18 protein-coding genes are annotated in these 22,886 nt (G+C 48.3%); 6 read left to right on the top strand and 12 right to left on the bottom strand.

Annotation, left to right across the window (positions count from 1 at the left end; translation table 11 throughout):
* Positions 1-318: 318 nt before the first annotated feature.
* The 6 genes from secF to K0504_RS16935 form a co-directional block, all read right to left on the bottom strand.
* Positions 319-1,266: a protein translocase subunit SecF gene (secF, locus tag K0504_RS16960; RefSeq protein WP_220105350.1), complete on the bottom strand. Its 948-nt coding sequence runs from the start codon at positions 1,264-1,266 to the stop codon at positions 319-321.
* 10 nt (positions 1,267-1,276) lie between these two features.
* Positions 1,277-3,127 (bottom strand): protein translocase subunit SecD, encoded by a 1,851-nt coding sequence (gene secD / locus K0504_RS16955; protein ID WP_220105349.1) that lies wholly within the window; start codon positions 3,125-3,127, stop codon positions 1,277-1,279.
* Between the two features lie 21 nt (positions 3,128-3,148).
* Positions 3,149-3,484 (bottom strand): preprotein translocase subunit YajC, encoded by a 336-nt coding sequence (yajC, locus tag K0504_RS16950; protein WP_220105348.1) that lies wholly within the window; start codon positions 3,482-3,484, stop codon positions 3,149-3,151.
* Positions 3,485-3,501: 17 nt separating this feature from the next.
* Complete coding sequence (gene tgt / locus K0504_RS16945) at positions 3,502-4,647, bottom strand: tRNA guanosine(34) transglycosylase Tgt (protein ID WP_220105347.1); 1,146 nt, start codon at positions 4,645-4,647, stop codon at positions 3,502-3,504.
* A gap of 56 nt (positions 4,648-4,703) precedes the next feature.
* Positions 4,704-5,765 carry a tRNA preQ1(34) S-adenosylmethionine ribosyltransferase-isomerase QueA gene (gene queA / locus K0504_RS16940; protein WP_220105346.1) on the bottom strand — a complete coding sequence of 354 codons (1,062 nt, stop codon included), beginning with the start codon at positions 5,763-5,765 and terminating at the stop codon, positions 4,704-4,706.
* A gap of 201 nt (positions 5,766-5,966) precedes the next feature.
* Positions 5,967-7,580 (bottom strand): trypsin-like serine protease, encoded by a 1,614-nt coding sequence (locus K0504_RS16935; protein ID WP_220105345.1) that lies wholly within the window; start codon positions 7,578-7,580, stop codon positions 5,967-5,969.
* A gap of 136 nt (positions 7,581-7,716) precedes the next feature.
* On the opposite strand from K0504_RS16935, the gene K0504_RS16930 reads away from it, so the two are divergent.
* Positions 7,717-8,145, top strand: a complete 429-nt coding sequence (locus K0504_RS16930; protein ID WP_220105344.1) for a CBS domain-containing protein — start codon at positions 7,717-7,719, stop codon at positions 8,143-8,145.
* A gap of 514 nt (positions 8,146-8,659) precedes the next feature.
* Positions 8,660-9,247 (top strand): acyl carrier protein phosphodiesterase, encoded by a 588-nt coding sequence (locus tag K0504_RS16925; protein WP_220105343.1) that lies wholly within the window; start codon positions 8,660-8,662, stop codon positions 9,245-9,247.
* 100 nt (positions 9,248-9,347) lie between these two features.
* On the opposite strand, the gene aceA is transcribed toward K0504_RS16925, so the two are convergent.
* Complete coding sequence (aceA, locus tag K0504_RS16920; protein ID WP_220105342.1) at positions 9,348-10,655, bottom strand: isocitrate lyase; 1,308 nt, start codon at positions 10,653-10,655, stop codon at positions 9,348-9,350.
* Between the two features lie 661 nt (positions 10,656-11,316).
* On the opposite strand from aceA, the gene ppk2 reads away from it, so the two are divergent.
* On the top strand, positions 11,317-12,120 hold the full coding sequence (gene ppk2 / locus K0504_RS16915; protein WP_220105341.1) for a polyphosphate kinase 2: 804 nt from the start codon (positions 11,317-11,319) through the stop codon (positions 12,118-12,120).
* 96 nt (positions 12,121-12,216) lie between these two features.
* Here ppk2 and K0504_RS16910 read toward each other — a convergent pair whose 3' ends face one another.
* From K0504_RS16910 to K0504_RS16890, 5 genes are all read right to left on the bottom strand, one after another.
* Entirely contained in the window at positions 12,217-12,738 is a 522-nt protein-coding gene (locus K0504_RS16910) for a DUF2846 domain-containing protein (RefSeq protein ID WP_220105340.1), read from the bottom strand.
* 205 nt (positions 12,739-12,943) lie between these two features.
* Complete coding sequence (phoU, locus tag K0504_RS16905) at positions 12,944-13,663, bottom strand: phosphate signaling complex protein PhoU (RefSeq protein ID WP_220105339.1); 720 nt, start codon at positions 13,661-13,663, stop codon at positions 12,944-12,946.
* A 35-nt stretch (positions 13,664-13,698) separates the two neighbouring features.
* A complete protein-coding gene (gene pstB, locus K0504_RS16900; RefSeq protein WP_220105338.1) occupies positions 13,699-14,514 on the bottom strand; it encodes a phosphate ABC transporter ATP-binding protein PstB in 816 nt (271 codons plus the stop codon).
* A 30-nt stretch (positions 14,515-14,544) separates the two neighbouring features.
* A complete protein-coding gene (pstA, locus tag K0504_RS16895; RefSeq protein ID WP_220105337.1) occupies positions 14,545-16,194 on the bottom strand; it encodes a phosphate ABC transporter permease PstA in 1,650 nt (549 codons plus the stop codon).
* Between the two features lie 24 nt (positions 16,195-16,218).
* Positions 16,219-18,459 (bottom strand): ABC transporter permease subunit, encoded by a 2,241-nt coding sequence (locus tag K0504_RS16890; RefSeq protein ID WP_220105336.1) that lies wholly within the window; start codon positions 18,457-18,459, stop codon positions 16,219-16,221.
* A gap of 282 nt (positions 18,460-18,741) precedes the next feature.
* Between K0504_RS16890 and K0504_RS16885 the strand changes: the two genes are divergently transcribed.
* The 3 genes from K0504_RS16885 to K0504_RS16875 all read left to right on the top strand — a co-directional run bounded on the left by K0504_RS16885 (position 18,742) and on the right by K0504_RS16875 (position 22,885).
* Positions 18,742-19,245: a glycine cleavage system protein R gene (locus K0504_RS16885; RefSeq protein ID WP_220105335.1), complete on the top strand. Its 504-nt coding sequence runs from the start codon at positions 18,742-18,744 to the stop codon at positions 19,243-19,245.
* 75 nt (positions 19,246-19,320) lie between these two features.
* On the top strand, positions 19,321-21,396 hold the full coding sequence (gene ppk1, locus K0504_RS16880) for a polyphosphate kinase 1 (RefSeq protein ID WP_220105334.1): 2,076 nt from the start codon (positions 19,321-19,323) through the stop codon (positions 21,394-21,396).
* Entirely contained in the window at positions 21,386-22,885 is a 1,500-nt protein-coding gene (locus tag K0504_RS16875; RefSeq protein ID WP_220105333.1) for a Ppx/GppA phosphatase family protein, read from the top strand. Before ppk1 ends, K0504_RS16875 begins: the two co-directional genes overlap by 11 nt.
* Position 22,886 lies beyond the last annotated feature (1 nt).

The raw sequence follows: 22,886 nt of genomic DNA, 5'->3' as shown, positions 1-22,886 counted from the left end.
TCCGTTGCGTCACGTCTTAGGCGCAAGCGCGGCATAGAAGGCCAGCTACTGCTGCTATAAACTAGTCACCCGCCTGGCGTTAATCTCGGCCGGAGCAGCCTGCAAGGGTCCCACTAAACACCGGAACGCTTTAAGAGTTTATTGGGTTCACAAATCAAAGACGAAGTTGCCAGCCAGCACAACCAATCGAGCGTTTTATCACCTAATTGTCGCGTCCAAACAACGGTGTACACTCATCAGTGCCTTACTAAATTCGTCAAAAAAAAACGGCCACATCTTGTGGCCGTTTTCATTTATCAGCTGCGCTCAAGCGAAGGCTTACAACATAGGTTGTTGATCAGCACCTTCTTTCTCAATCTCTTCTGGAATTAGTGACTCGCGAGTCAAACCTAAGCCCAGTGCAGTTGTTGTCGCGATGTAGATAGACGAATAACTACCCACAACCACACCAACAATCAACGATGCAGAGAAGGTCGCCAGCAATTCACCACCAGCAAAATACAGCGCAAACAAAACCACCAACGTTGTGAACGAGGTGATCAAAGTCCGGCTCAGGGTTTGCGTTAGCGATGCGTTGGTAATGGCAATCTCTGCTTGCTTACGCACTTTGCGGAAGTTTTCCCGAATACGGTCAAACACCACAATGGTATCGTTCAGCGAGTAACCAATAACCGAAAGCACACCGGCCACGGTGGTCAAGTTGAACTCCAGTTGCGATAACGCATAAAAACCGAAGATCAACGACACATCATGGAACAAGGCCGCCACAGCACCGGCACCTAAACGCCATTCAAAGCGGAACGCCACGTAAATCAAAATACAGATTAGCGCCACCACCATCGCGAGCAAGGCTGATTCCATCAGCTCTTTACCAACGACAGGGCCAACGAACTCAGTTCGTTTGATGACAACCTGATCATCCATTTGCGTTTTCAGCACTTGCGTGATCTTGTTGTTGAGCGTCTCTGCAGAAGCTTGTTCAACGGGCGGTAAACGCACCAGCATATCGGTGCTTGAACCATAAGCCTGAACCGTTGCCGACTCAAAGCCTTCTTGATCCAACACGGCGCGAATATCCGAAGCCACGACTGACTTAGAAAACTCAAGCTCAACCAGCGTACCACCGGTGAAGTCGAGCCCCATATTCAGGCCACGAACACCAACCAATGCCAGAGAGGCAATCACCAAAATGATGGAGAAAATGCCTGCCGGTCCACGCCAGCGCATGAAGTTAATGTCACTGTCGAGTTTTAAGATCTGAAACATGACTGACTCCTTAAATCGGCAGTTTTTCGAGACGGCGACCGCCCCAAACTGAGTTAACTACCAAACGCGTACCGACAATGGCGGTAAACATCGACGTAGCAAGACCAATGGCCAGCGTTAAGGCAAAGCCTTTAACTGGGCCACTACCGATGGAGAACAGAATCACAGCCGTAATGAAGGTCGTGATGTTGGCATCAGCGATGGATGACAATGCGTTGGAATAACCCATATGAATCGACTGTTGGACCGATCGCCCTGCCCTGAGCTCTTCCCGTATTCGTTCAAAGATCAGTACGTTGGCATCCACCGCAGTACCAATAGTCAGAACAATACCGGCAATGCCAGGTAGTGATAATGTAGCGCCCGGCAGCATCGACATGACACCAACAATCAGCACCAAGTTCATCACCAAGGCAACATTGGCAACCAGACCAAAGCCGCGGTAATAGAACAACATAAAGGCAACGGTTGCGCCTAAACCATAGATGATGGAGGTTAAACCACGCTGGATGTTTTCAGCACCCATGCTTGGGCCAACGGTACGTTCTTCAACAATTTGAATTGGCGCAATCAACGCACCAGCACGCAAGACCAACGCAAGGTTATGCGCTTCGGCTTGAGAATCGATACCGGTAATGCGGAAGCTACGACCCAAACGCGCTTGAATCGTGGCCACATTCACCACTTCTTCGTGCTTGTCGAAAATAGGTCGGCCATCGGCGTCACGCTTGCCCGTTGGCTTGTATTCGATGAATACGGTTGCCATCGGTTGGCCTACAGCATCTTTTGTTGATGCCGCCATCTTGTTGCCACCCTTGCCATCAAGCGAGATATTCACTTGCGGACGAGAGTATTCATCAAAGCCAGATTGAGCACCAACGATATGGTCACCGGTTAAGATCACGCGATTTTTCAGCAGCACTGGACGGCCATCACGGTCATTAAACAAACGGCTTCCTGGTACCGCGCGGCCAGCAACAGCTGCGGCAACGTCACCTTTGGTATCTTGCATGCGGAATTCAAGCGTTGCTGTCGCACCTAGAATTTCTTTCGCACGTGCAGTGTCCTGCACACCCGGCAATTCCACCACAATACGGTCAGCGCCTTGGCGTTGTACCAATGGCTCCGCCACACCCAGTTCGTTAACCCGGTTGCGGATAATAGTGATGTTTTGCTGAACGGCGTAATCACGTGTTTCTTTGAGCTTCTGCTCGCTCATCGTGACTATCGTATCGGTGTCGCTGTCGGTATCAGTGAACACAAGATTCGGGTATTTGCGCTGCAGCACGCGTGTACCATTATCTCGGCCATCTTCGTCGCGAAAACGCAATTCGACACCACCTTGAGAGCGTTGACGAATGCCTTTATAACGAATGCCTTCTTCGCGCAAATCAGAACGGAAGTCCTGCACCATTTGCTCTTCAGATTTAGCAACCGCTGCGCCCATATCCACTTCCATGAGGAAGTGAACACCACCGCGCAAATCCAATCCAAGCTTCATCGGACCCGCGCCGACGCTTTCTAACCAAGACGGCGTAGCCGGAGCTAGGTTCAATGCAACAACAAAGCGGTCACCCAATGCTTCGGCAACCAGTTCACGAACTGGCAGCTGTTGATCGGAGTCGTTGAGGCGTAATTCAATTTGATTGTCCTCTAAGCTCAGGCGTTTGTATTCAACCCCTTCTGCGTCAAGAACCTGTTTTACTCGATCCAAGGTTTGCGTTTCTACCGTGGCACCACGTGCCGCAGAGATCTGCACCGCTGGATCTTCACCGTATAAATTCGGCGAAGCATATAATGCGCAAATGGCGACCACGAAGATCACCAATACGACTTTCCAAATAGGGTTAGTATTTAACACAATCGGCTCCTGCCGAGTTTATTACAGGGACTTCATTGTGCCTTTTGGCAGCACCGCTGAAATAGCCGCTTTTTGAGCTGTCACATCAAGGCCTTCAGCCAAAGAGATGACAACGAAATCTTTCTCGTCGCTCACTTTTGCAATCTTGCCAACCAGACCACCGTTGGTCAGTACTTCGTCGCCTTTCTTCAGCGCGCTAACCAGAGCTTTATGATCTTTCACACGCTTAGATTGTGGGCGATACACCATGAAATAGAAGATCACGGCGAACATCACCAGCATGAAAATCAACTCCATACCACCGCCTTGTGCGGCTTCACCTGGTGCGGCCCAGGCATCTGCAATAAACAGACTCATTACTACTTCCTTAACAGTTAGTCAGTTGTGGATTCAGTTGTTGGCTCAAGCGACGGCACTGGTAGCCCCCGGCGAGCATAAAAATCAGTTACAAAGTCGGATAATTTACCCTGCTCGATGGCCCCTCGCAAACCTTCCATCACACGCTGATAAAAACGCAGGTTGTGAATGGTGTTCAAACGAGCGCCTAAAATCTCATTACACTTGTCTAAATGGTGCAAATAAGCGCGGCTGTAATTGTTACAGGTATAACAGTCGCATTCAGGGTCAAGCGGCCCAGTATCTAGCTTATGTTTGGCGTTGCGGATTTTTACCACGCCATCGGTCACAAACAAATGACCGTTACGCGCATTTCGGGTCGGCATCACGCAATCAAACATATCAACGCCGCGACGCACACCTTCCACCAAATCTTCTGGCTTGCCGACTCCCATCAGATATCGGGGCTTGTCGTCAGGAATCAAGGGGGTGGTGTGATCCAATATGCGGATCATGTCTTGTTTCGGTTCGCCCACCGATAAGCCGCCGATAGCATAGCCATCAAAGCCAATATCAGTCAGCCCATTGAGTGACACTTCGCGCAGTGATTCGTACATGCCGCCCTGAATAATACCGAATAAGGCATTCGGGTTTTCAATTTTGTCAAAGTGAGTACGACAGCGCTCGGCCCAGCGCAATGACATTTCCATTGACGTTTTCGCTTCATCGAATGTCGCTGGGTACGGCGTACATTCGTCGAAGATCATCACAATGTCAGAGCCCAGCGAGGTCTGCACTTCCATCGACTCTTCTGGTGTTAAGAAGATCTTGTCGCCGTTGACTGGCGAGCTGAAGCTCACCCCTTCTTCGGTGATTTTACGCAAAGCCCCTAAACTGAAGACTTGGAAACCACCGGAGTCGGTCAAGATTGGACCTTGCCAATTCATGAAGTCATGCAAGTCGCCATGCTTCTCCATGATTTCCATGCCCGGACGAAGCCATAGGTGGAAGGTGTTGCCCAGCAAAATTTCTGCGCCTGTGCCCGCTACTTCTTCTGGCGTCATACCTTTCACAGTGCCATAGGTGCCAACCGGCATAAAAGCAGGGGTTTCAACAGTGCCGCGTTCAAAATGCAGACGGCCGCGACGGGCTTTGCCGTCGGTCTTGATCAATTCGTATTTCATAGGTCCTCGCTAACCGGAAAAACAGTCCGGTGCTGACTCGTTGCAATAGGTGGTGATTAGCTTTTGTTACCGGTAATGAACATAGCATCGCCGTAACTAAAAAAGCGGTATTGGTTGTCAACAGCTGCTTTATAGGCAGCCATGACATGATCATAGCCAGCAAACGCACTGATCAGCATGATCAGTGTTGATTGTGGCAAATGAAAGTTGGTGACCATGGCGTCAATCAATTGAAATTGATAACCAGGGAAAATGAAAATACTGGTGTCTTGGCAAAACGGCTTGAGTTGCTGCTGATTCGGATCCTTGTTCTCAACAAAACAAGCTTGTGCGGCAGATTCCAAAGAACGAACCGATGTTGTGCCGACAGCAATCACTCGCCCGCCGTTAGCACGAGTTTGATTGATTTTATCAACGGTTGCTTGCGGTACATCAGCCCACTCAGCGTGCATCACATGATCTTTGACATCATCAACGCGCACCGGCTGAAAGGTACCTGCACCAACATGCAAGGTGACAAATGCAATATCGGCGCCCTTTGCCTTTATTGCGGCCATAAGCTCATCGGTAAAGTGCAAGCCCGCCGTTGGCGCAGCAACCGCGCCCGGCTTATCGTTATAAACCGTTTGATAGCGTTCCCGATCAGAATCTTCATCGGGTCGATCGATATAAGGTGGTAGTGGCATGTGGCCAATGTCATCAAGGACATCAAGCCAGTTTTGCTCGCCACTAAGTTGCAACTCGAACAAAGCATCTTGTCGGCCAGTCACCGCAACTTCGACTTTATCTTCCAGAATAATCTGGCTACCGGGTTTAGGGGCTTTGCTGCATCGCACATGAGCCAATGCTTGCTGAGGCGACACGATACGCTCAATGAGCACCTCTAATTTAGCGCCCGTGACCTTGCGGCCATAAGCACGAGCAGGGATCACACGGGTATCATTAAACACCAACAGGTCACCGGGGTGAATTTGATCAATGATGTCGGTGAACTGACGATGCGCTAACGCGCCGCTATTACCATCCAAACACAATAAACGGCTGCTACTGCGATCAGTCTGAGGATAACGGGCAATCAGCTCATCCGGTAATTCGAACGAGAAATCAGCTACTTTCATCCGGCTCTCCGGCGCTAACTAGGCGTCTTATACATAATGGGGTGGAATGATACCAATCCGTTTCGATAGTTACTCAACGCAGAAGCGTTCTGCGGGATGAAAAAGGCTGGAAGGCTAACTATTGAGGCGGACTCATCATAAGCGGCGGCTAGTCTAGAGCCCAGCCGCCAACGGATCAAGTAGATCTCACGCGATGCTTCATTAAAGCCTGTAATGCATTAATCGGCGACGCAAGCCAACCAAGAATAGTAGGCTCAATAAGCCGCCCCATTGTATTGCTCCGCCGCCGCCACTGCTGGACGAATCAGCGCTAGAGCCACCAGAGGAGGCTTGGTCGGCTTCAAAGTTAATATTCGACAAGGTCGCAGTGCCCACAGAGCTGACAGAATACTCAAGATGAATCACATCGCCCGCTGCTAAGCGGTAACTAAAGTCGTTAGCACTCGAGTCAGGATAGTAAGTGGCAAGCACCTCTCCGTTGAGCTCACTGACCCATAGGCTTTGCCCATCTTCGTCACTCAAATCAACATCAAAGCTCAACGTGCCATCTTGTTCAGCCTGCAATAACAAGTCGGTGGTTTCTTGTAACGACTCACTCAATGACACCTTTAACTCGCTACCGTCTTCACCAAAAGTGATTTGGCCATAACTGAACGCCGCTAATTCCGTTGGCACAACCGTGCTGGAAAACGACGCTTGAGCCGCAACGTCAGCAGTCAAGTTGATGGTCAGCGTGGTTAAGGCAACCGAATCCAGAGCGTTAGGCACACTAATAACGCCTGCGGTTGAATTCAGGCTTTGGGCATCAAACGCCACTTCCAATACACATTCACTTTGTGCCGCCAATGTTTGCGACGAACAGTCATCCGTTACCAGGCTATACGCGCTGCCAGCAAGGCTAACTTCGCCAATGGTAATAGTCGCTGTCGGCGAATGATTGGTCACGGTGAGTGTTTTCATCGCTCCTTGGCCAAATGGCACCAAGCCAAAATATTCCGGTGAGGTTGCCGAAAGCCCTGCCGTGATTTGTTCAATCCAAGAGCTGTAATTTGCCACTCGGGTATAACCAGAAGGGTATTCACCGGCACATTCAACGCCCCAGCTGGTAATGCCGTGCACCGCGAGGTCAGCATCCATGAGCGGCCCTCCACTGTCGCCAAAACAACTATCGGCGTCATAATTGCCGCCAGCACAGATCATGTTGTCAGTAACGTCCAAGCCCGTGCGGGAAAAAGCCGCTTGGCATTGCGACGGGCCAACATAAGCCACATTGGCTTGCATCAGTTGATCAACGGGGCCTTCTTCATCTTCGGTATCGCCCCAGCCGATAATGATCAGCTCCTCACCATCATCAAGCGCTGAGGTTTGGCTGTCAGATGCCAATGTTGCATAACCACTCAGTTCATTGCTTTGCTCTAGCTTGAGCAAAGCAATGTCGTTATCACTCAATACATCGTCGTAATCTGGGTGGACAATGATCTGCGACACCAACACCAAGTCACTTGCATCAATATCGCTTTGCTGCTCAATACCGATTGCCACACCTATGTCGGACGGCGTCATGCCCCAAGCTTCAGTACAATGGGCAGCCGTCACCACCCAGCTTTCGCTAATTTGCATGCCTGCGCAGAAATGCTGAGATTGCTCGATAAATTGTCCGTTTGGACCAATGTAATGCAGTGATGCAAGCCAGCCATAGTCATCAACGCCAATTGGATCGCCGCCAATAATTTTGACGGTAAGGCTGGTTGCAAAACTCTGGGCACTAAAAGCCAACCAAGCGAACACTACAAATAAAGCTAAATATTTTCTCATTTTATGATCACTGATACACATCGAGGTTTTGTTACCGCTCAATTGAAGCTATAGCGGGTTTTATTGCATCAAATCAAACTTTGCCACAAAGCTCAGTCATAATCTTGAACCTGTAACGGTTTACTGGGAGAACCTCATGACTATTCAAGTTAATGAAATCATGAACACGAATCTGTTTACCTTGAATCCCGAAGCATCAATCGCAGAAGCTAAAAAGCTAATGGCGGCGCATCCGATTCGCCACATCCCCATCGTTGATGCTCAAAATCGGCTATTAGGCGTGGTGAGTCAACGTGACGTATTAAGTCATGGTGCCATGCAATCTAACGACCGAGATCAGGCCAATATCGCCACCATCATGACGGATCACCCATACTCAATCAGCCCGAAGACTGGCGTCATTCAAGCCGCTCGATTACTAAAACGAGAACGATTCGGCTGCCTACCCGTTGTCGAGCAAGATATCCTCGTTGGAATGGTAACAGGCTCAGATTTCGTTGAGGTTGCAATTCAATTGATGACTATCGCAGAAGAAACAACACCTGATCCCATCGACGACCTTTAAAGTAAAAAACTTTCAATAATCAACATGAAAGAGTGACAACAGTCACTATTTTTTCGTTTTTACACGAAAAAACCAGCCTCACACTGTAATTAAATTACATAAAATAGTTGACGCGTGACCTGCGTCACATTATTATTTCCCCATTGACGATTCACGCAGTTCCTCAGGAGGACACAATGCGACCATTAGTAAAACTGTTCAGCAAGGTGCGCTCTGGCAACCAAGCAACTGTTACAGAAGTTTCCAACGGCCTAGCTCCGGCCACTAAGCGATACAACTTCGCTTACGCAAAGAGCAAGTAAATTGTGCGTGCTGGTGACCACCTCGCCGGTTCGCCTTTTCCCCCCAATTGATTCGCTGAATCATAGTTATTGAAGCCTTTTCTGGTTTGCCCGCAACGGAAGTCGCGGGCTTTTTTTTGTCTTTATTTTGTCATTCAGCTGCAACGTCTTTGCCAACGCAGACCCACACAATTTATGATGATTAGCATCGTTCCCTTGCTCAACGCTGCTGCATGAATTTTCTTGCCCATTTTCATCTTGCCAGCCTCACTCAAACGAGTCTCACCGGCGCACTGATAGGCGATTTTGTTCGCGGCCAGCAACACATGGCGCTCGATGAAACTGTCCGATTTGGTGTGATGATGCATCGCAAAGTCGATGTATTCAGCGACAAAATGGCTAGCGTTCAACAACTGCGGCAACACTTTGAACAGGGGCAGCGGCGCTATATTGGCATTGTTACCGACATGCTATTCGATCACTTGCTAAGCAAGCACTGGCACCAGTTCTATCCGCAGCCACTACCGCAATACGCCCAAAGTGTTTACCAACAACTGCAATCATTTGCTGGCACATTTTCAAATTATGAGCGCGTGCGTGTTGCCATGAGTGAAGGCAATTGGTTAGCGCGTTATGGTACTGAGCAAGAAATAGTGCACGCCCTCTCACGCATTAGTTTGCGGTTAAAAAAGTCCGCTCCGTTGGCTACCATTGGTCAACAATGTTTAACCCATCACTACTCGCTGTTAGAACAAGCGCTATTTGAAGATTACCCGCAACTACAACAACAGCTGCAAGACTGGCTGTCGACCGCCCAGTAAAACGCAAAAACCACAAAAAAGGGTGGCTGTGAAGCCACCCAAAGTGCACGAGATGAACCGCTTGAGGCCTTAAAGAAACCTCAGAGCTGAACGAGGTTGCTCAGCTAAACTGAGCTTCTTCAGTGCTGCCGGTCAATGCTGTTACAGATGACTGGCCACCCTGAATAATGTTAGTAACTTTATCGAAATAGCCTGTGCCCACTTCTTGCTGATGCGCAACAAAGGTGTAGCCCTTATCAGCAGCGGCAAACTCCGGCTCCTGAACCATTTCAACGTAGTGGCGCATGCCCTCGCCCTGAGCATAAGCGTGAGCCAGTTGAAACATGTTGAACCACATATTGTGGATCCCAGCGAGCGTGATGAATTGATATTTGTAGCCCATATCCGACAGCTCTTGTTGGAACTTGGCGATGGTTGCATCATCGAGGTTTTTGCGCCAATTAAATGATGGCGAGCAGTTGTACGCCAGAATTTGATCTGGGAACTTAGCTTTCATGGCTTCAGCAAATTTCTTGGCCTCTTGCAAACAAGGCGTTGCCGTTTCACACCACACCAGATCGGCATATGGTGCATAGGCTAAGCCTCGGGCAATCGCTTGATCGATACCTGGCGTTACCTTGTAAAAGCCTTCACTCGTGCGTTCACCGGTAATAAATGGCTGATCGTACGGATCTGAATCAGAAGTCAGCAAGTCGGCAGCATTAGCATCGGTACGAGCAATCACCAAGGTTGTGGTGCCCGCAACATCAGCAGCAAGTCGCGCCGAAATTAGTTTTTGCACCGCTTCTTTGGTCGGAACCAAAACTTTACCGCCCATGTGGCCACATTTTTTAACCGAAGCGAGCTGATCTTCAAAGTGAACCCCAGCGGCGCCCGCGCTAATCATGTTTTTCATCAGCTCATAAGCATTAAGTACGCCACCAAAGCCAGCCTCTGCATCCGCGACAATTGGCAAAAAGTAGTCGATGCCAGTTTCCGGGCTTTGACCATTAGACCATTGGATCTGGTCGGCACGGGCAAACGAGTTGTTAATGCGTTCAACAACGGCAGGCACTGAGTTGGCAGGATACAGCGATTGGTCTGGGTACATGCTCTGAGCAAGGTTGGCATCGGCAGCCACTTGCCAGCCTGATAGGTAGACGGCTTCAATACCCGCTTTGGCCTGCTGAACTGCTTGCCCTCCGGTTAATGCGCCAAGGCAATTAACGTAGCCTTTCTTGGCATCACCGTTTATCAATTGCCATAATTTATTGGCGCCGCGCTCGGCCAGATCGTTACGCGGTACAAACGAACCTCTCAGGTTGACCACATCTTCAGCACTATACGTGCGCGTCACGCCTTTCCAGCGAGGGTTGGTGAGCCAGTCTTTCTCAATTGATGCGATTTGTTGTTCACGTGTCAAAGACATGATGCGTCCTCATTATTTGTGTTGTACATGCCTCTAAACTGGGCATTCGAGTACTGAGTATTTATCGTCGCGTCAAAACATTTGTAACCTTACAACTACAAAATTGCCGATAAGCCTAATTTATGCCATTAGTCTTTAGTCGAACAACCTAAAGAGTTACAACAACAGAAATGTCGATTTAATTTATTATTTTTCACTCACATATATATTTTCACGTGCGAGTTAAAATCAATTTCCTGTTGCTCAAAGGTTATAAGTTGGAAGAATTACGCTGGCAAGAACTTTGTTAAAATTAAATTAAATTACGTAATTAAATTACAGTGAGAGATTTGTGCGTTGTCATTTTCAAACGCTTACTCGATCATGATGATTGTCTGAATGCACTCAAGTCGCAGCCTATAGTCAGCTGGTTTTATTGGTATTAATGCGTTTTATCGCTTCAACAAAACAAATTAGAGTAAAAAATCTAAAACAATAATGAGCTCATCCTTTTTGACAAGTTACACATGTAAAATTTTACAGACGTTGTATTTTTATGCCGCAGCTCTCAGCATGTGGTTGTAACAGGCGGCAATGTATCAGTGGCAACTACACTGTTATAAAGCGTGATTTAACCATTTTAGAATTCAACTTCAGGGTTTGATTTGCAGGAGAAATAGAGATGGAAGGCGATAAAAAGCAGAAGCAAAAACCAAAAGTCGACAAAAAGAAATATGAAGAAGAGCTTGCTCGCTTGCAGGTTGAGCTGGTCCATTTGCAAGAATGGGTCAAAACACAGGGTTTGAAAGTGGCGGTGTTGTTTGAAGGTCGAGACGCTTCAGGTAAAGGAGGCACCATCAAGCGTATTACCGAAAAGCTCAACCCGAGGGTTTGCCGCGTGGTTGCACTTGGGGTACCGACCGAGCGTGAACGCTCCCAGTGGTATTTTCAGCGATACGTATCGCACTTACCTGCCGCAGGTGAAATCGTGCTGTTTGATCGCTCTTGGTACAATCGTGCCGGCGTTGAACGTGTGATGGGTTTTTGTAGCGATGACGAATACGATGAGTTCATGCGCTCATGCCCTGAGTTTGAACGGATGTTGATTCGCAGCGGCATTATCCTCATCAAGTACTGGTTTTCGGTGTCAGATGACGAGCAAGAAAAGCGCTTTCAAGAACGAATTGCCAACCCCATCAAGCGTTGGAAGTTTTCGCCTATGGATTTAGAATCTCGCGCTCGCTGGGCCGAATATTCAGCGGCGAAGGACGCCATGTTTAAGTACACAGACACCAAGCAATCCCCTTGGTTTGTGGTGCAATCTGACGATAAGAAGCGTTTACGGCTAAATTGCATCAGCCACTTCATCCAGCAAATTCCCTATAAGAAGCTTAAATACGACGACATTAAACTGCCTAAAATCGATAAGAGTGGCTATGTGCGGGCACCACACGACGATCAAACTCTAGTGCCAGATGTGTGTTGATTGCAGATTTCATGCATCAATAAAAAAGCCCGCAAGCGGGCTTTTTTATTGGCTATCTATCAGTTGAACTCAGCGCAACTGAGGCAACCGTAACGATTAATCAAATTCTATAATTTTCTGGCATTCGAACAATATAGGGTGTGCTTGCTCAGCTTCGATGGGGAAGACACCAACGCCGGTAAATGATTGCGATAACTCGTAATACTCGCCAGTCCATACTTCTGTTGGCGGCTCAGCCACCACTTCATAATGAATGTAATAGACCTTATTTGCTTCGACTTTCAGCTTGACGTGCTTGTCAGCAAATAGATGCATGCCAATGATTGGCCGCTCTAACAAAGGAACGCTAAAGGTTAAGTCATACGTTGCCGGCGAAATGTCGTAAACGAAATACGATTTTTCATAGAGTTCACCGATCCATTGGCCATTCACAGACACTTCAACGTTTGAACCAGCGTAGTTAGGCAGCGCATTCTCGCCATGCTTTAAAAAGACGATTCTTGCCCGACCATCCGTGGCGCCTTCAAAATCGTCAACCGAGAAAAAGCCGCCCAACTCAGGTGTGCCGCTGCAGCCGGTCAAAAATAAAAAGACGATTAGGTAGAGTTTTTTAGCCATGGTTGTTCCCTGCTAGCCATTAGCTTAGTGATATTAACAACTACTATACCAAATGATTACAGCTTGGTATAAAAGCAAAGTCTTACTCGATTACCAAAACCATTCAGTAACCAATTGATTCTGTTGCATACTACACCATTTATCAGAGCCTGCACGCAAAAAGCCCCGCATTAGCGGGGCTTTTTTGTAGTTTTGTCGCTTACAGTTATTCTGCGCGCGATTTAACGACTTGCTCAATTTGAGCCGCCGAAGTATGACGAATGTCTTTACCGGTAACGTTATAAATCACGTATTCAGCAATATTGGTACAGTGATCGCCAACACGCTCGAGTGAACGGCTCGTTGACAGTAACTCAAGCATGTCTGGAATTGAGCGCGAATCACCCATCATGTAGGTCAATAATTGACGCACAATACCTTCGTGCAACGAGTCTACTTTACGGTCACTTTGATGAACGTCCCATGCCGATTTAAGATCCATGCGGGCAAACGCGTCGAGGACGTTACGCAGCATTTTAACAATCTGCTCTCCCATCGCCTCTAGGTTAAATTTAACCACGTCAGGCACGCTTGATTGATTGCGCAACACAGCACGAGCAATGGACTCAGCCAAATCGCCAATGCGCTCTAAATCGGTAATGGTCTTGACGATGGTCATCATCAACCGCAAATCGCTCGCTGTCGGCTGACGCTTGGCGATAATGCGTGTGCATTCCTCATCAATTTCCATTTCAAAGTTATTGACCTTGTCGTCGGTATTAATGACGTCTTGGGCTAACTCGGTATTTTTGTCACGCGCAGCGGTCAGCACATCCATTAACTGTTGCTCAACCAAACCACCCATCGCCAAAATTTTACTGCGGACGTTTTCTAGCTCGTCATTAAACTGGCCAGAAATGTGTTTATTTAAATTACCTGTATCCACGGTATGTCCTCTATTCTGCAAAACGGTTACGGCGATTAACCGTAACGGCCAGTAATGTAATCTTCAGTTTTCTTTTTCTCTGGTGTCGTAAACAGCGTATTAGTATCTGAATATTCAATCATTTCGCCCATGTACATAAAGGCGGTTTGATCCGACACACGAGCAGCCTGTTGCATGTTGTGCGTTACGATAACAACGGTAAATTGCTTTTTCAGATCATTGATCAATTCTTCGATGGTTAACGTCGAAATTGGATCCAATGCTGAAGTTGGTTCATCCAACAATAAAACTTCCGGTTCAATAGCAATTGCGCGTGCGATGACGAGACGCTGCTGCTGACCACCAGAGAGGCCAAAGGCGTTGTCATTTAAGCGGTCTTTCACTTCATCCCACAACGCGGCGCCACGCAAAGAACGCTCGACGGCTTCATCTAGCAAGCGGCGATCTTTAATGCCTTGCAAGCGCAAGCCGTACACGACATTTTCGTAAATGCTTTTCGGAAACGGGTTCGGGCGCTGGAATACCATACCAATGCCGCGGCGTAACGATGCTACATCGACCTTGCGGTCATAAATATTCTGGCCGTGTAATAAGATTTGACCTTCAATACGGCAGATATCGACCAGATCATTCATTCGGTTTAAGCAACGCAACAGCGTTGATTTACCACAACCCGATGGGCCAATGAATGCCGTGACCTGATTCTTAGGAATCTTCATGCTGACGTCATACAACGCCTGCTTGCTACCGTAATACAAATCTAAATTTTTAATTTCCAACGCAGTTTCGGCGTCAGTTAAAGCCGATAAATCTCGGGTCGCTGCTGAGCCAGTTGGTGTTACTGTGATCATCAGATGATGTCCTCTAATCAAATACTGTTCTTAGTGCTCAAGCGAGCGGAATTTTTCACGTAAGTGGTTACGAATGCCAATGGCGGTGATGTTCAATCCAACAATCACGGTCACCAACAAGAACGAGGTGGCGTACACCAGCGGTCGAGCGGCTTCAACATTGGGGCTTTGGAAGCCAACATCATAGATGTGGAAGCCCAAGTGCATAAACTTACGGTCTAAGTGAATGAATGGAAAGTTGCCATCAACCGGCAGAGTCGGTGCCATTTTCACTACACCGACCAACATTAGCGGAGCAACCTCACCGGCGGCACGAGCAACCGCCAAAATCAAACCTGTCATAATTGCTGGTGATGCCATCGGCAAGACGATACGCCACAGTGTCTCGGCTTTGGTTGCCCCCAGCGCCAAACTACCCTGACGGACAGTTGACGGAATACGAGACAAACCTTCTTCGGTTGAGACAATAACCACCGGCAGGGTCAAAATAGCCAGCGTTAATGCCGACCACATCATGCCTGGCGTACCAAATGTCGGTGACGGTAAGGCTTCCGGGTAAAACAGCTGATCGATGCTGCCACCCATCACATACACAAAGAAGCCTAAACCAAAGACACCATAAACAATGGATGGCACACCGGCCAAATTAATCACGGCCGTACGAATAATTTTGGTGAGGGCATTTTTGCCAGCATATTCATGTAAGTAAATAGCGGCAACCACACCAAATGGGGTGACCACAACAGCCATCAACATCACCATGAACACGGTACCGAAAATAGCCGGGAATACGCCACCTTCAGTATTGGCTTCACGTGGCTCATTACTAATGAACTTGCCAACTTCCACAAACCAATGTGCTGCTTTTGAAAACACACCCATGCGATTTGGAAAGGTCACATCCAACACATACTTCATGGAGATGGTGACCAGTTCACCGCGCATGTCTTTCACCACAACTGCGTCACGAGTGGTTTCATCGCGCAGCGCAAACAACTTCTTTTCATAACCCAGATACTCATTGCGCAGTGCTTCACGCTCGGCGTTGTAGCCATCGATGCGCTCTTGCGTCAAGCGATCACGGATCTCATCGCCACGCTCGCGCAGACGAATTTTCTCCAGCTTGTAGTTGATGCTACCAATGTCACTGTGTTGAATCGCTGCCATCTGACTATTTAAATCAGCCACCCGGTCAATGCGCTCAAATAACACCTCCATGAGATCGCCAGCAATGGGTTGCCCACTGTCGAGCACCTCAACAACTTCACCATAGAAGTTACCGTTTTTCTGACGCTCTACTTTGGCCAGATTTTCCGGCGTGCGGCGCTCGATAATGTCGGTTTCCAATATCCAGCGAAAGTCCAACTCAACAAATTCGCGGTTACCCGTTTTTACCAAGTAACGCGTCACCATATCGGTTGGTTCGCCTTCAATCTCACGGCCAGATTCGCGCAACTGAACCACACTCACTTGCTCACGATCGTGAATCTCACCGACCACGGTATTGATATTGCCGAACTGGTCGCGCACATCAAATTCGTAGATGGTGGCAGGCCAGAAGTAAATCAGGCCACGCCAAGCAATTAATAACAGCAAGCCAAGTACAGCAACCAAACTGATACTTACCGTACCCGCGGTCATCCATATCCAAGGCGAACCAGACTTGAACCAAGTTTTCATCTAATAAATCTCCGTCTGGTCAGCTTACATATTGCTGTATTTGTCGCGCAGACGTTGGCGCACAAATTCAGAAATCGTGTTGAAGAAAAATGTCACAATGAACAGCACAAATGCTGACAAGAACAACACTCGGTAATGCGAACTACCCACTTCAGACTCAGGCATTTCCACCGCAATGTTAGCGGACAAGGTACGCATGCCCTGGAAGATCGAGAAGTCCATCAGCGGGGTGTTACCCGTTGCCATCAGTACGATCATGGTTTCACCCACAGCACGTCCTAAGCCCATCATCACGGCCGAGAAAATACCTGGACTCGCCGTCAATATGACGACCCGAGTCATCGTTTGCCATGGCGTTGCACCCAGTGCTAATGAACCATTCGACAAGTGGCGCGGCACACTAAATACCGCATCTTCCGCAATGGAGAAAATGGTTGGAATAACCGCGAAGCCCATCGCAATACCGACCACCAGCGAGTTACGTTGGTCGAAGCTAATGCCTAATTCGTTGGTAATGTAGCTGCGAGCATTGCCGCCCATTAACCACACTTCTAACGTTGGGCTAATGGCAAAGCTGAACCAAGTGAGGAAAATAACCACCGGAATGAGAAATGCAGCGTCCCAACCTTCAGGAATCTTTTGCTTCAGCCGTTTTGGCATTTTATGGAAACCATAAGCTGCAGCCAGGAACCCAGTAGGAAGGACAATCAACAAGGTCATTACGCCCGGCAAATTGTTTTCCATTAATGGCGCTAACCACAGGCCTGCCAAGAAACCCAGAATAACGGTCGGCAGCGCTTCCATGATTTCGACGGTTGGTTTCACATAAGTGCGCATTTCCGGCGCCATGAAATACGCCGTATAAATTGCACCGGCAAGCGCCAACGGAACGGCAAAGAGCATGGCGTAGAAGGCGGCCTTGATGGTACCGAATGAAATCGGCACCAACGACATTTTGGCTTCAAAGTCATCACTACCAGAGGTGGACTGCCAAATGTAGTCTGGCTCGCTGTAACCTTCGTACCAAACCTCAGTCCACAACGCATTCCAGGTTACTTCTGGGTGCGGGTTGTAGATTTCCACATAACTAATCTGACCGGCTTCTTCCACGAGGACGGAATCAGCCCGTGGCGAAAACACAATTTGGTCGATCGCGTCATTCGCCAACTTTTGGGTCACCAGCCGGGTGTCACCGGTGGAATGAAATAGCGACAGTTTACCGTCATCCGTTCCGGCCAAGAAGCCACGGCGGAAAAACTCAGAGGCCAACACACTGACATTGGCGCCAGCATCAAAATCACGAATACGAGTGAATTCACGGCCGTTTTCAGTCCGCACCTGGAACCACTGGCTGATAATACCACCCTGCTCCGCAATCAAGATGGACGAAGCGCCCGACAGCAAGCCCATTGCGGTCAGTTGTTTCTTACCAAAGTCCAAGGTTTGAATGCGGCTAATGCCTGATTCAGGCTCGCTGATATCGTATACGTCAACGCGATTGTCATGGCGAACAAACATCATCCGGTGATCGGGTGTGATCTTCAGCTCGTCAATATTCTGCGCTTGTGCACGAACGGCATAGTGCTCAGCAGTCCACTCCACTTCTTCGGTCATGAAGTTTTCTTCGCCAAGCAGGCGCGTCACAATCAAGCGCTCATCGGCAGTTACACCAGCAAACGTTGCTTGTTCTTCGCCTCGCTCAAACACAAACAGCTTCAGCGATTGACCTTGTTGGTCAACCACAAAGGGTTCTTCACCCAGCGGGTAACCAATGTAAGGCGTCAACTTGCGTACGTCATTTGGGAAGCTGGTACGAAAATCAGGCCGTACCACCATTGCCTTACCGGTTTCGTCGGCAATAGCATAGGTCTGCATCGCAGGCGTGGTGGACGCTAAGACCAACTCACCTTGCAGCTGCGGTAACGCTTCTGTAGCAATGATTTCGCCACTATCAAACCCTTTATTGGCTTGGCGTGCAGCGAAAAACACAACGTCTGCATTCGACGTCAAACGGAATCCAATTTCATTTTGCTCTTCAATACCTAGGGCCAGCGTTTTACCAGCACCAGGAATCGCAAATGTTTCATGCTGTTCCAGCGTAACGGGCCGGAACACCGGGAAAACAACATAGAGCAAATAGAAGAAAATCAGCAGTAGTGCCACCAGAACCATTACACCGCCAGCGGTAACACCGTAGCGAGCGATTTGGTCTTTTAAAAGGCGCACACGACTGGCCGCTAACAAGTTATGAGCGGAGTCGGCCATCTTAAACCTCAAAGTGAATAAAGCTGCGCAGATTATATTTTTGCAATATGACAGATTTGTTACAAAGAGGGGTGTAATAGAAGTTTATTACGAGTTACTGCAATCACATCAAATAGAATGCGAAATCATGCTGATTTTATTACAAAATCTATTAGACTGAAATCGTTGTTCAGTCAGCAGATCGTTAGCAAATCATGCTGTCACCACCCGAACACTGTAATATTTGATGGCTAATTCGATGCAATTGGCCACAACCCGAACAAAAGTGCCGGAGAAATCGCCATGAAAACTATCGTTATTTCAATTTTAGGGCCAGACCGAGCTGGCATCGTTGACGACATCTCTCAAAGCTTAATGGCGCACCATGGTAATTGGCTCGGCTCCAGCATGAGCCTTATGGCGGGTCACTTTGCCGGTATTGTTGAAGCAAATGTGCCAGAAGCAGAGTTAGCCTCGTTGCAACAAGCGCTGGGCCAACTTGCCAACTTAACCGTTCATGTTGCCGACGGTTGTGCCGAGCCAAGCTCAACAACCACGTCACTTGAATTTGTCGTTACGGCCAATGATCGCCCCGGCATTGTTCAACAAGTTTCCGCTTGTTTAGCCCAGCTCAACGTCAACGTGCTGTTACTCGAAACCGAATGCCAACCAGCGGCTCATTTTGGTGGCAATTTATTTCAGGCGCGCATTGTTGCGGCGCTACCCGAAGGCGTGGATGAATCTAGCGTCTGGGATGCGCTGGAGTCCCTATCAGATGATCTGATGCTCGATAAAGATCGACCGTGACACATAAGTGTCACAAAACTAGCGCTGGCTCAGCGTAAAATACGCCGGTAATTTTTGCTACATCAAGAGGACGTTATGGATACCCCTAAGCTGCACGTTGAAAAGGAATTAAGTTGGCTGTCATTTAACGAGCGGGTTCTGCAAGAAGCGGCCGATAAAAATGTTCCTATCATTGAGCGTGTCCGATTCCTGGGTATATTTTCCAATAACCTCGATGAGTTCTTCCGAGTTCGAGTTGCCAATGTGCGTCGCCGGATTTTGATTGAAGGCCCCGGCGCCAAAAGTGACAAGACCAAGCAACTGCTTACCGCCATTCAAGACAAAGTCCTCAAGCTCAATCAAGCGTTTGATGAAATCTACATGGATATCATCATTGGTTTAGCACGCCACAATATCTTTCTTATTAATGAAGAACAGGTCTCCGATCAGCATGGCCGTTGGTTACGCAAATACTTTCGCGATAACGTGTTACCGCAAATTGCGCCCATTGTGGTGACCGACAAAGTCGATCTGACGCAGGTATTGAAAGACGACCTCACGTATTTAGTCGTGTCATTAAAATCGTCAGACTCAACGCAATATGCACTAATTGAAGTCCCATCGGATCGTGTCTCGCGCTTTGTTAACTTGCCGCACGAAAAGGGCCGTAAAAAGAAGAGCATGATCTTGCTCGACAATATGATTCGCTATTGCCTTGATGATATTTTCCAAGGCTTTTTCGAATATGACTCGGCTCAAGCCTTTTCCATCAAAATGACGCGCGATGCCGACTTTGATTTGAGTGAGGATGTTGATCAATCGATATTGGAGCAAATGTCCGGCGGCTTAAAACAACGCTTAACCGGCAAGCCGGTGCGTTTTGTTCATGACCGCGAAATGCCCATGTCGATGGTGGAATTCATTAAATATCGTTTGGGTATTTCCTCGTTTGATTCGGTGATCCCCGGTGGCCGGTACCATAACTTCCGTGATTTCATTGGCTTTCCGAATGTTGGCCGAGCCTACTTAGAAAACCCTAAACTGCGTGCCTTAGATAGCGCTGATTTCGATCGCCACACCACGGCTTTTGAAGCCATCAATGAAGGCGATATTTTGTTGTACTACCCGTACCACAAATTTCGTTACTTCACGGAATTCCTCCGCCAAGGCGCGTTTGATCCCGCCGTCAAATCAATCAAGATTAGTATTTATCGAGTTGCCAAAAATAGTCAGGTCATTAAATCGCTGATTGACGCGGTGGAGAACGGTAAGCGAGTCACCGTCGTTGTTGAGCTGCGAGCTCGATTTGACGAAGAAGCCAATATTGATTGGGCACGCACCCTGACCGAGGCCGGTATTAAGGTTGAATTTGGCATTGCGGCACTCAAGTGCCACACCAAGTTATGCCAAATTACTCGGCGCGAAAACGGCAAAGATGTCCGCTACTGTCACATCGGTACCGGCAACTTCCACGAGAAAACAGCCCGGATCTACACCGACTTCAGCCTGTTTACCAAGCATCAAGAAATTAACGATGAAGTTAACAACGTCTTTGATTTCATTCTTCATGCATATAAGCGTTACCGCTTTAAGCACCTGATCGTCAGCCCCAACGATACGCGCCGCAGGCTGTATAAGCTGATTGATCAAGAAATTGAGTTTGCCCAACTCGGCAAGAAAGCTGAAATCTTCATCAAGATTAACAACCTGGTTGATGTCGGCATCGTCAATCGACTGTACGCAGCGAGCAATGCAGGCGTCAAAGTTCGCATTATTGTTCGCGGCATGTGTTCGTTGATACCTGGCCTGCCCGGCTACAGTGACAACATTCAGGCCATTAGTATTGTCGATCGGTTCTTAGAGCACCCTCGGGTATTTAGCTTCCGCGCCAATGGTACTCACGAAACCTTTATTTCATCGGCGGATTGGATGACTCGAAATATTGAAAATAGAGTTGAGGTCGGTGTACCGGTTTATGATCCGCGTCTGAAAAAACTGATTCTAGACATTCTTGAGCTGCAGTGGTCGGACCGAACCAAGGCCCGCGTGATCGACATTGAGCAAACAAATCCGTATAAACCTAGAGGTAACAAGAAGAAAATCCGCTCGCAAATTGCGACGCACGATTTCCTAAAGCTATACGAAGAGAAGTCTAAAGGTCGTGGAAAATAACTCAATTACTACTGACAGCCCGGACAATGTATTAGTCGCACTTGATCTGGGTTCCAACAGTTTTCATATGGTGATTGCCCGTATTGTTGAGGGCAATCTACAAATTCTTTCTCGCCACAAAGAAAAAGTTCGCCTTGCCGCCGGCCTTGATGAACACAATCATCTCGACGATGCCGCCATGCAACGAGGCTTGCAATCGTTAAGCCGATTCAATGAGCGGCTTCAGCCATTCGACACCACCAAGGTGCGCATTGTTGCCACCCACACCCTTCGCAAAGCCAGCAATGCTCGAGACTTTCTCCGTCAAGCCGAAACCGTACTGTCACACCCGGTTGAAGTAATTTCTGGTCACGAAGAAGCCCGTTTGATTTTAAAAGCCGTGGCACATGCAGAAGTAACTGAGGACAAAACGCTCATCATTGATATTGGTGGCGGGAGTACCGAGTTGGCGCTGGGCTTACAGCAAGATGTATTGCAACTGGCTAGCCGCACCATGGGCTGCGTCAGTTATACCCAGCAATTTTTTGCCGACGGCATTAGCAAAAGTGCGTTCAAAAAAGCCATCTTAGCGGCACAGCAGCAGCTTGAGCCCGTTATCGATCATTACAGGCGTACCGGTTGGTCGCAGGTTCTCGCTACTTCTGGCACCGCGTCAGCGTTGGCGGCTTGCGCACAGGAAATGGGCTTTGGCGACATCTCCTCCGACAGTCTTAAAGAACTGCAAAAGGTGCTGATCGATCAACAAACGGATGTAACTATCAAAGGTGTTTCCGCCGATCGCATGCAAGTATTGGCCGGCGGCCTTGCCATTATGTCAGCCATCGTCGCGGCACTAGGAATTGAGTCGGTTCGATATTCACCTGCAGCTTTGCGAGAAGGTGTACTGTATGAGATGCATGGTGGCATGGAGCACAGTGATGTGCGCCGTCGCACTCGCGAGAGCTTAATGGCGCGCTACACCGTTGATCAGCAACAAGCTGAGCGCGTTACTGAAGTTGCCATCTGGCTGTGGCAGCAAGTCAAACAAGACTGGTCATTGCCGGATTCATCGTTAAGTTTAATTCGGCATGCCGCTTATCTTCATGAAATTGGCTTGAATATCAACTCGTCGGCTATTCAGCGACACTCGGCCTATATCATTGAAAATACCAACCTGCCCGGCTTTAACCGCGATGAGCAGTTAGTGCTCGCAAATCTTGTCCGATTCCACCGCAAGCGTCTACAACTGAATCAATTGCTGCCAATAGAGCAGTTAATGAAGGACAAAACACTCGTTCGCTTGATTCGTCTGTTACGGATAGCCGTGCTACTAAACCTTGGTCGACAAGGCTATGCACAACCTAGCAACGTGGCTGTGGATGGTAAGAGCATGACGCTGACTTTCGCTCAGGAAACCTTGGAAAGCCAGCAACTGTTATGCATGGATCTTGATCGGGAAGTCATGCAACTCAGCGCTGCGGGCTTTTCCCTCAATTATCTCGCTGGTTAAG

The organism is Neiella holothuriorum (genome assembly GCF_019457915.1).
GTDB classification, from domain to species: Bacteria; Pseudomonadota; Gammaproteobacteria; order Enterobacterales; family Neiellaceae; genus Neiella; species Neiella holothuriorum.
This window is presented reverse-complemented; position numbering and strand designations above follow the sequence as displayed.

What these genes read in the sequence shown, in the direction of transcription:
- tgt (WP_220105347.1), bottom strand. Translation starts at nt 4,647, where the DNA reads ATGAAATACGAATTGATCAAGACCGACGGCAAAGCCCGTCGCGGCCGT.
- K0504_RS16930 (WP_220105344.1), top strand. Translation starts at nt 7,717, where the DNA reads ATGACTATTCAAGTTAATGAAATCATGAACACGAATCTGTTTACCTTG.
- pstB (WP_220105338.1), bottom strand. Translation starts at nt 14,514, where the DNA reads ATGATCACAGTAACACCAACTGGCTCAGCAGCGACCCGAGATTTATCG.
- yajC (WP_220105348.1), bottom strand. Translation starts at nt 3,484, where the DNA reads ATGAGTCTGTTTATTGCAGATGCCTGGGCCGCACCAGGTGAAGCCGCA.
- aceA (WP_220105342.1), bottom strand. Translation starts at nt 10,655, where the DNA reads ATGTCTTTGACACGTGAACAACAAATCGCATCAATTGAGAAAGACTGG.
- K0504_RS16890 (WP_220105336.1), bottom strand. Translation starts at nt 18,459, where the DNA reads ATGGCCGACTCCGCTCATAACTTGTTAGCGGCCAGTCGTGTGCGCCTT.
- K0504_RS16885 (WP_220105335.1), top strand. Translation starts at nt 18,742, where the DNA reads ATGAAAACTATCGTTATTTCAATTTTAGGGCCAGACCGAGCTGGCATC.
- K0504_RS16910 (WP_220105340.1), bottom strand. Translation starts at nt 12,738, where the DNA reads ATGGCTAAAAAACTCTACCTAATCGTCTTTTTATTTTTGACCGGCTGC.
- K0504_RS16925 (WP_220105343.1), top strand. Translation starts at nt 8,660, where the DNA reads ATGAATTTTCTTGCCCATTTTCATCTTGCCAGCCTCACTCAAACGAGT.
- ppk1 (WP_220105334.1), top strand. Translation starts at nt 19,321, where the DNA reads ATGGATACCCCTAAGCTGCACGTTGAAAAGGAATTAAGTTGGCTGTCA.
- K0504_RS16935 (WP_220105345.1), bottom strand. Translation starts at nt 7,580, where the DNA reads ATGAGAAAATATTTAGCTTTATTTGTAGTGTTCGCTTGGTTGGCTTTT.
- secF (WP_220105350.1), bottom strand. Translation starts at nt 1,266, where the DNA reads ATGTTTCAGATCTTAAAACTCGACAGTGACATTAACTTCATGCGCTGG.
- queA (WP_220105346.1), bottom strand. Translation starts at nt 5,765, where the DNA reads ATGAAAGTAGCTGATTTCTCGTTCGAATTACCGGATGAGCTGATTGCC.
- ppk2 (WP_220105341.1), top strand. Translation starts at nt 11,317, where the DNA reads ATGGAAGGCGATAAAAAGCAGAAGCAAAAACCAAAAGTCGACAAAAAG.
- pstA (WP_220105337.1), bottom strand. Translation starts at nt 16,194, where the DNA reads ATGAAAACTTGGTTCAAGTCTGGTTCGCCTTGGATATGGATGACCGCG.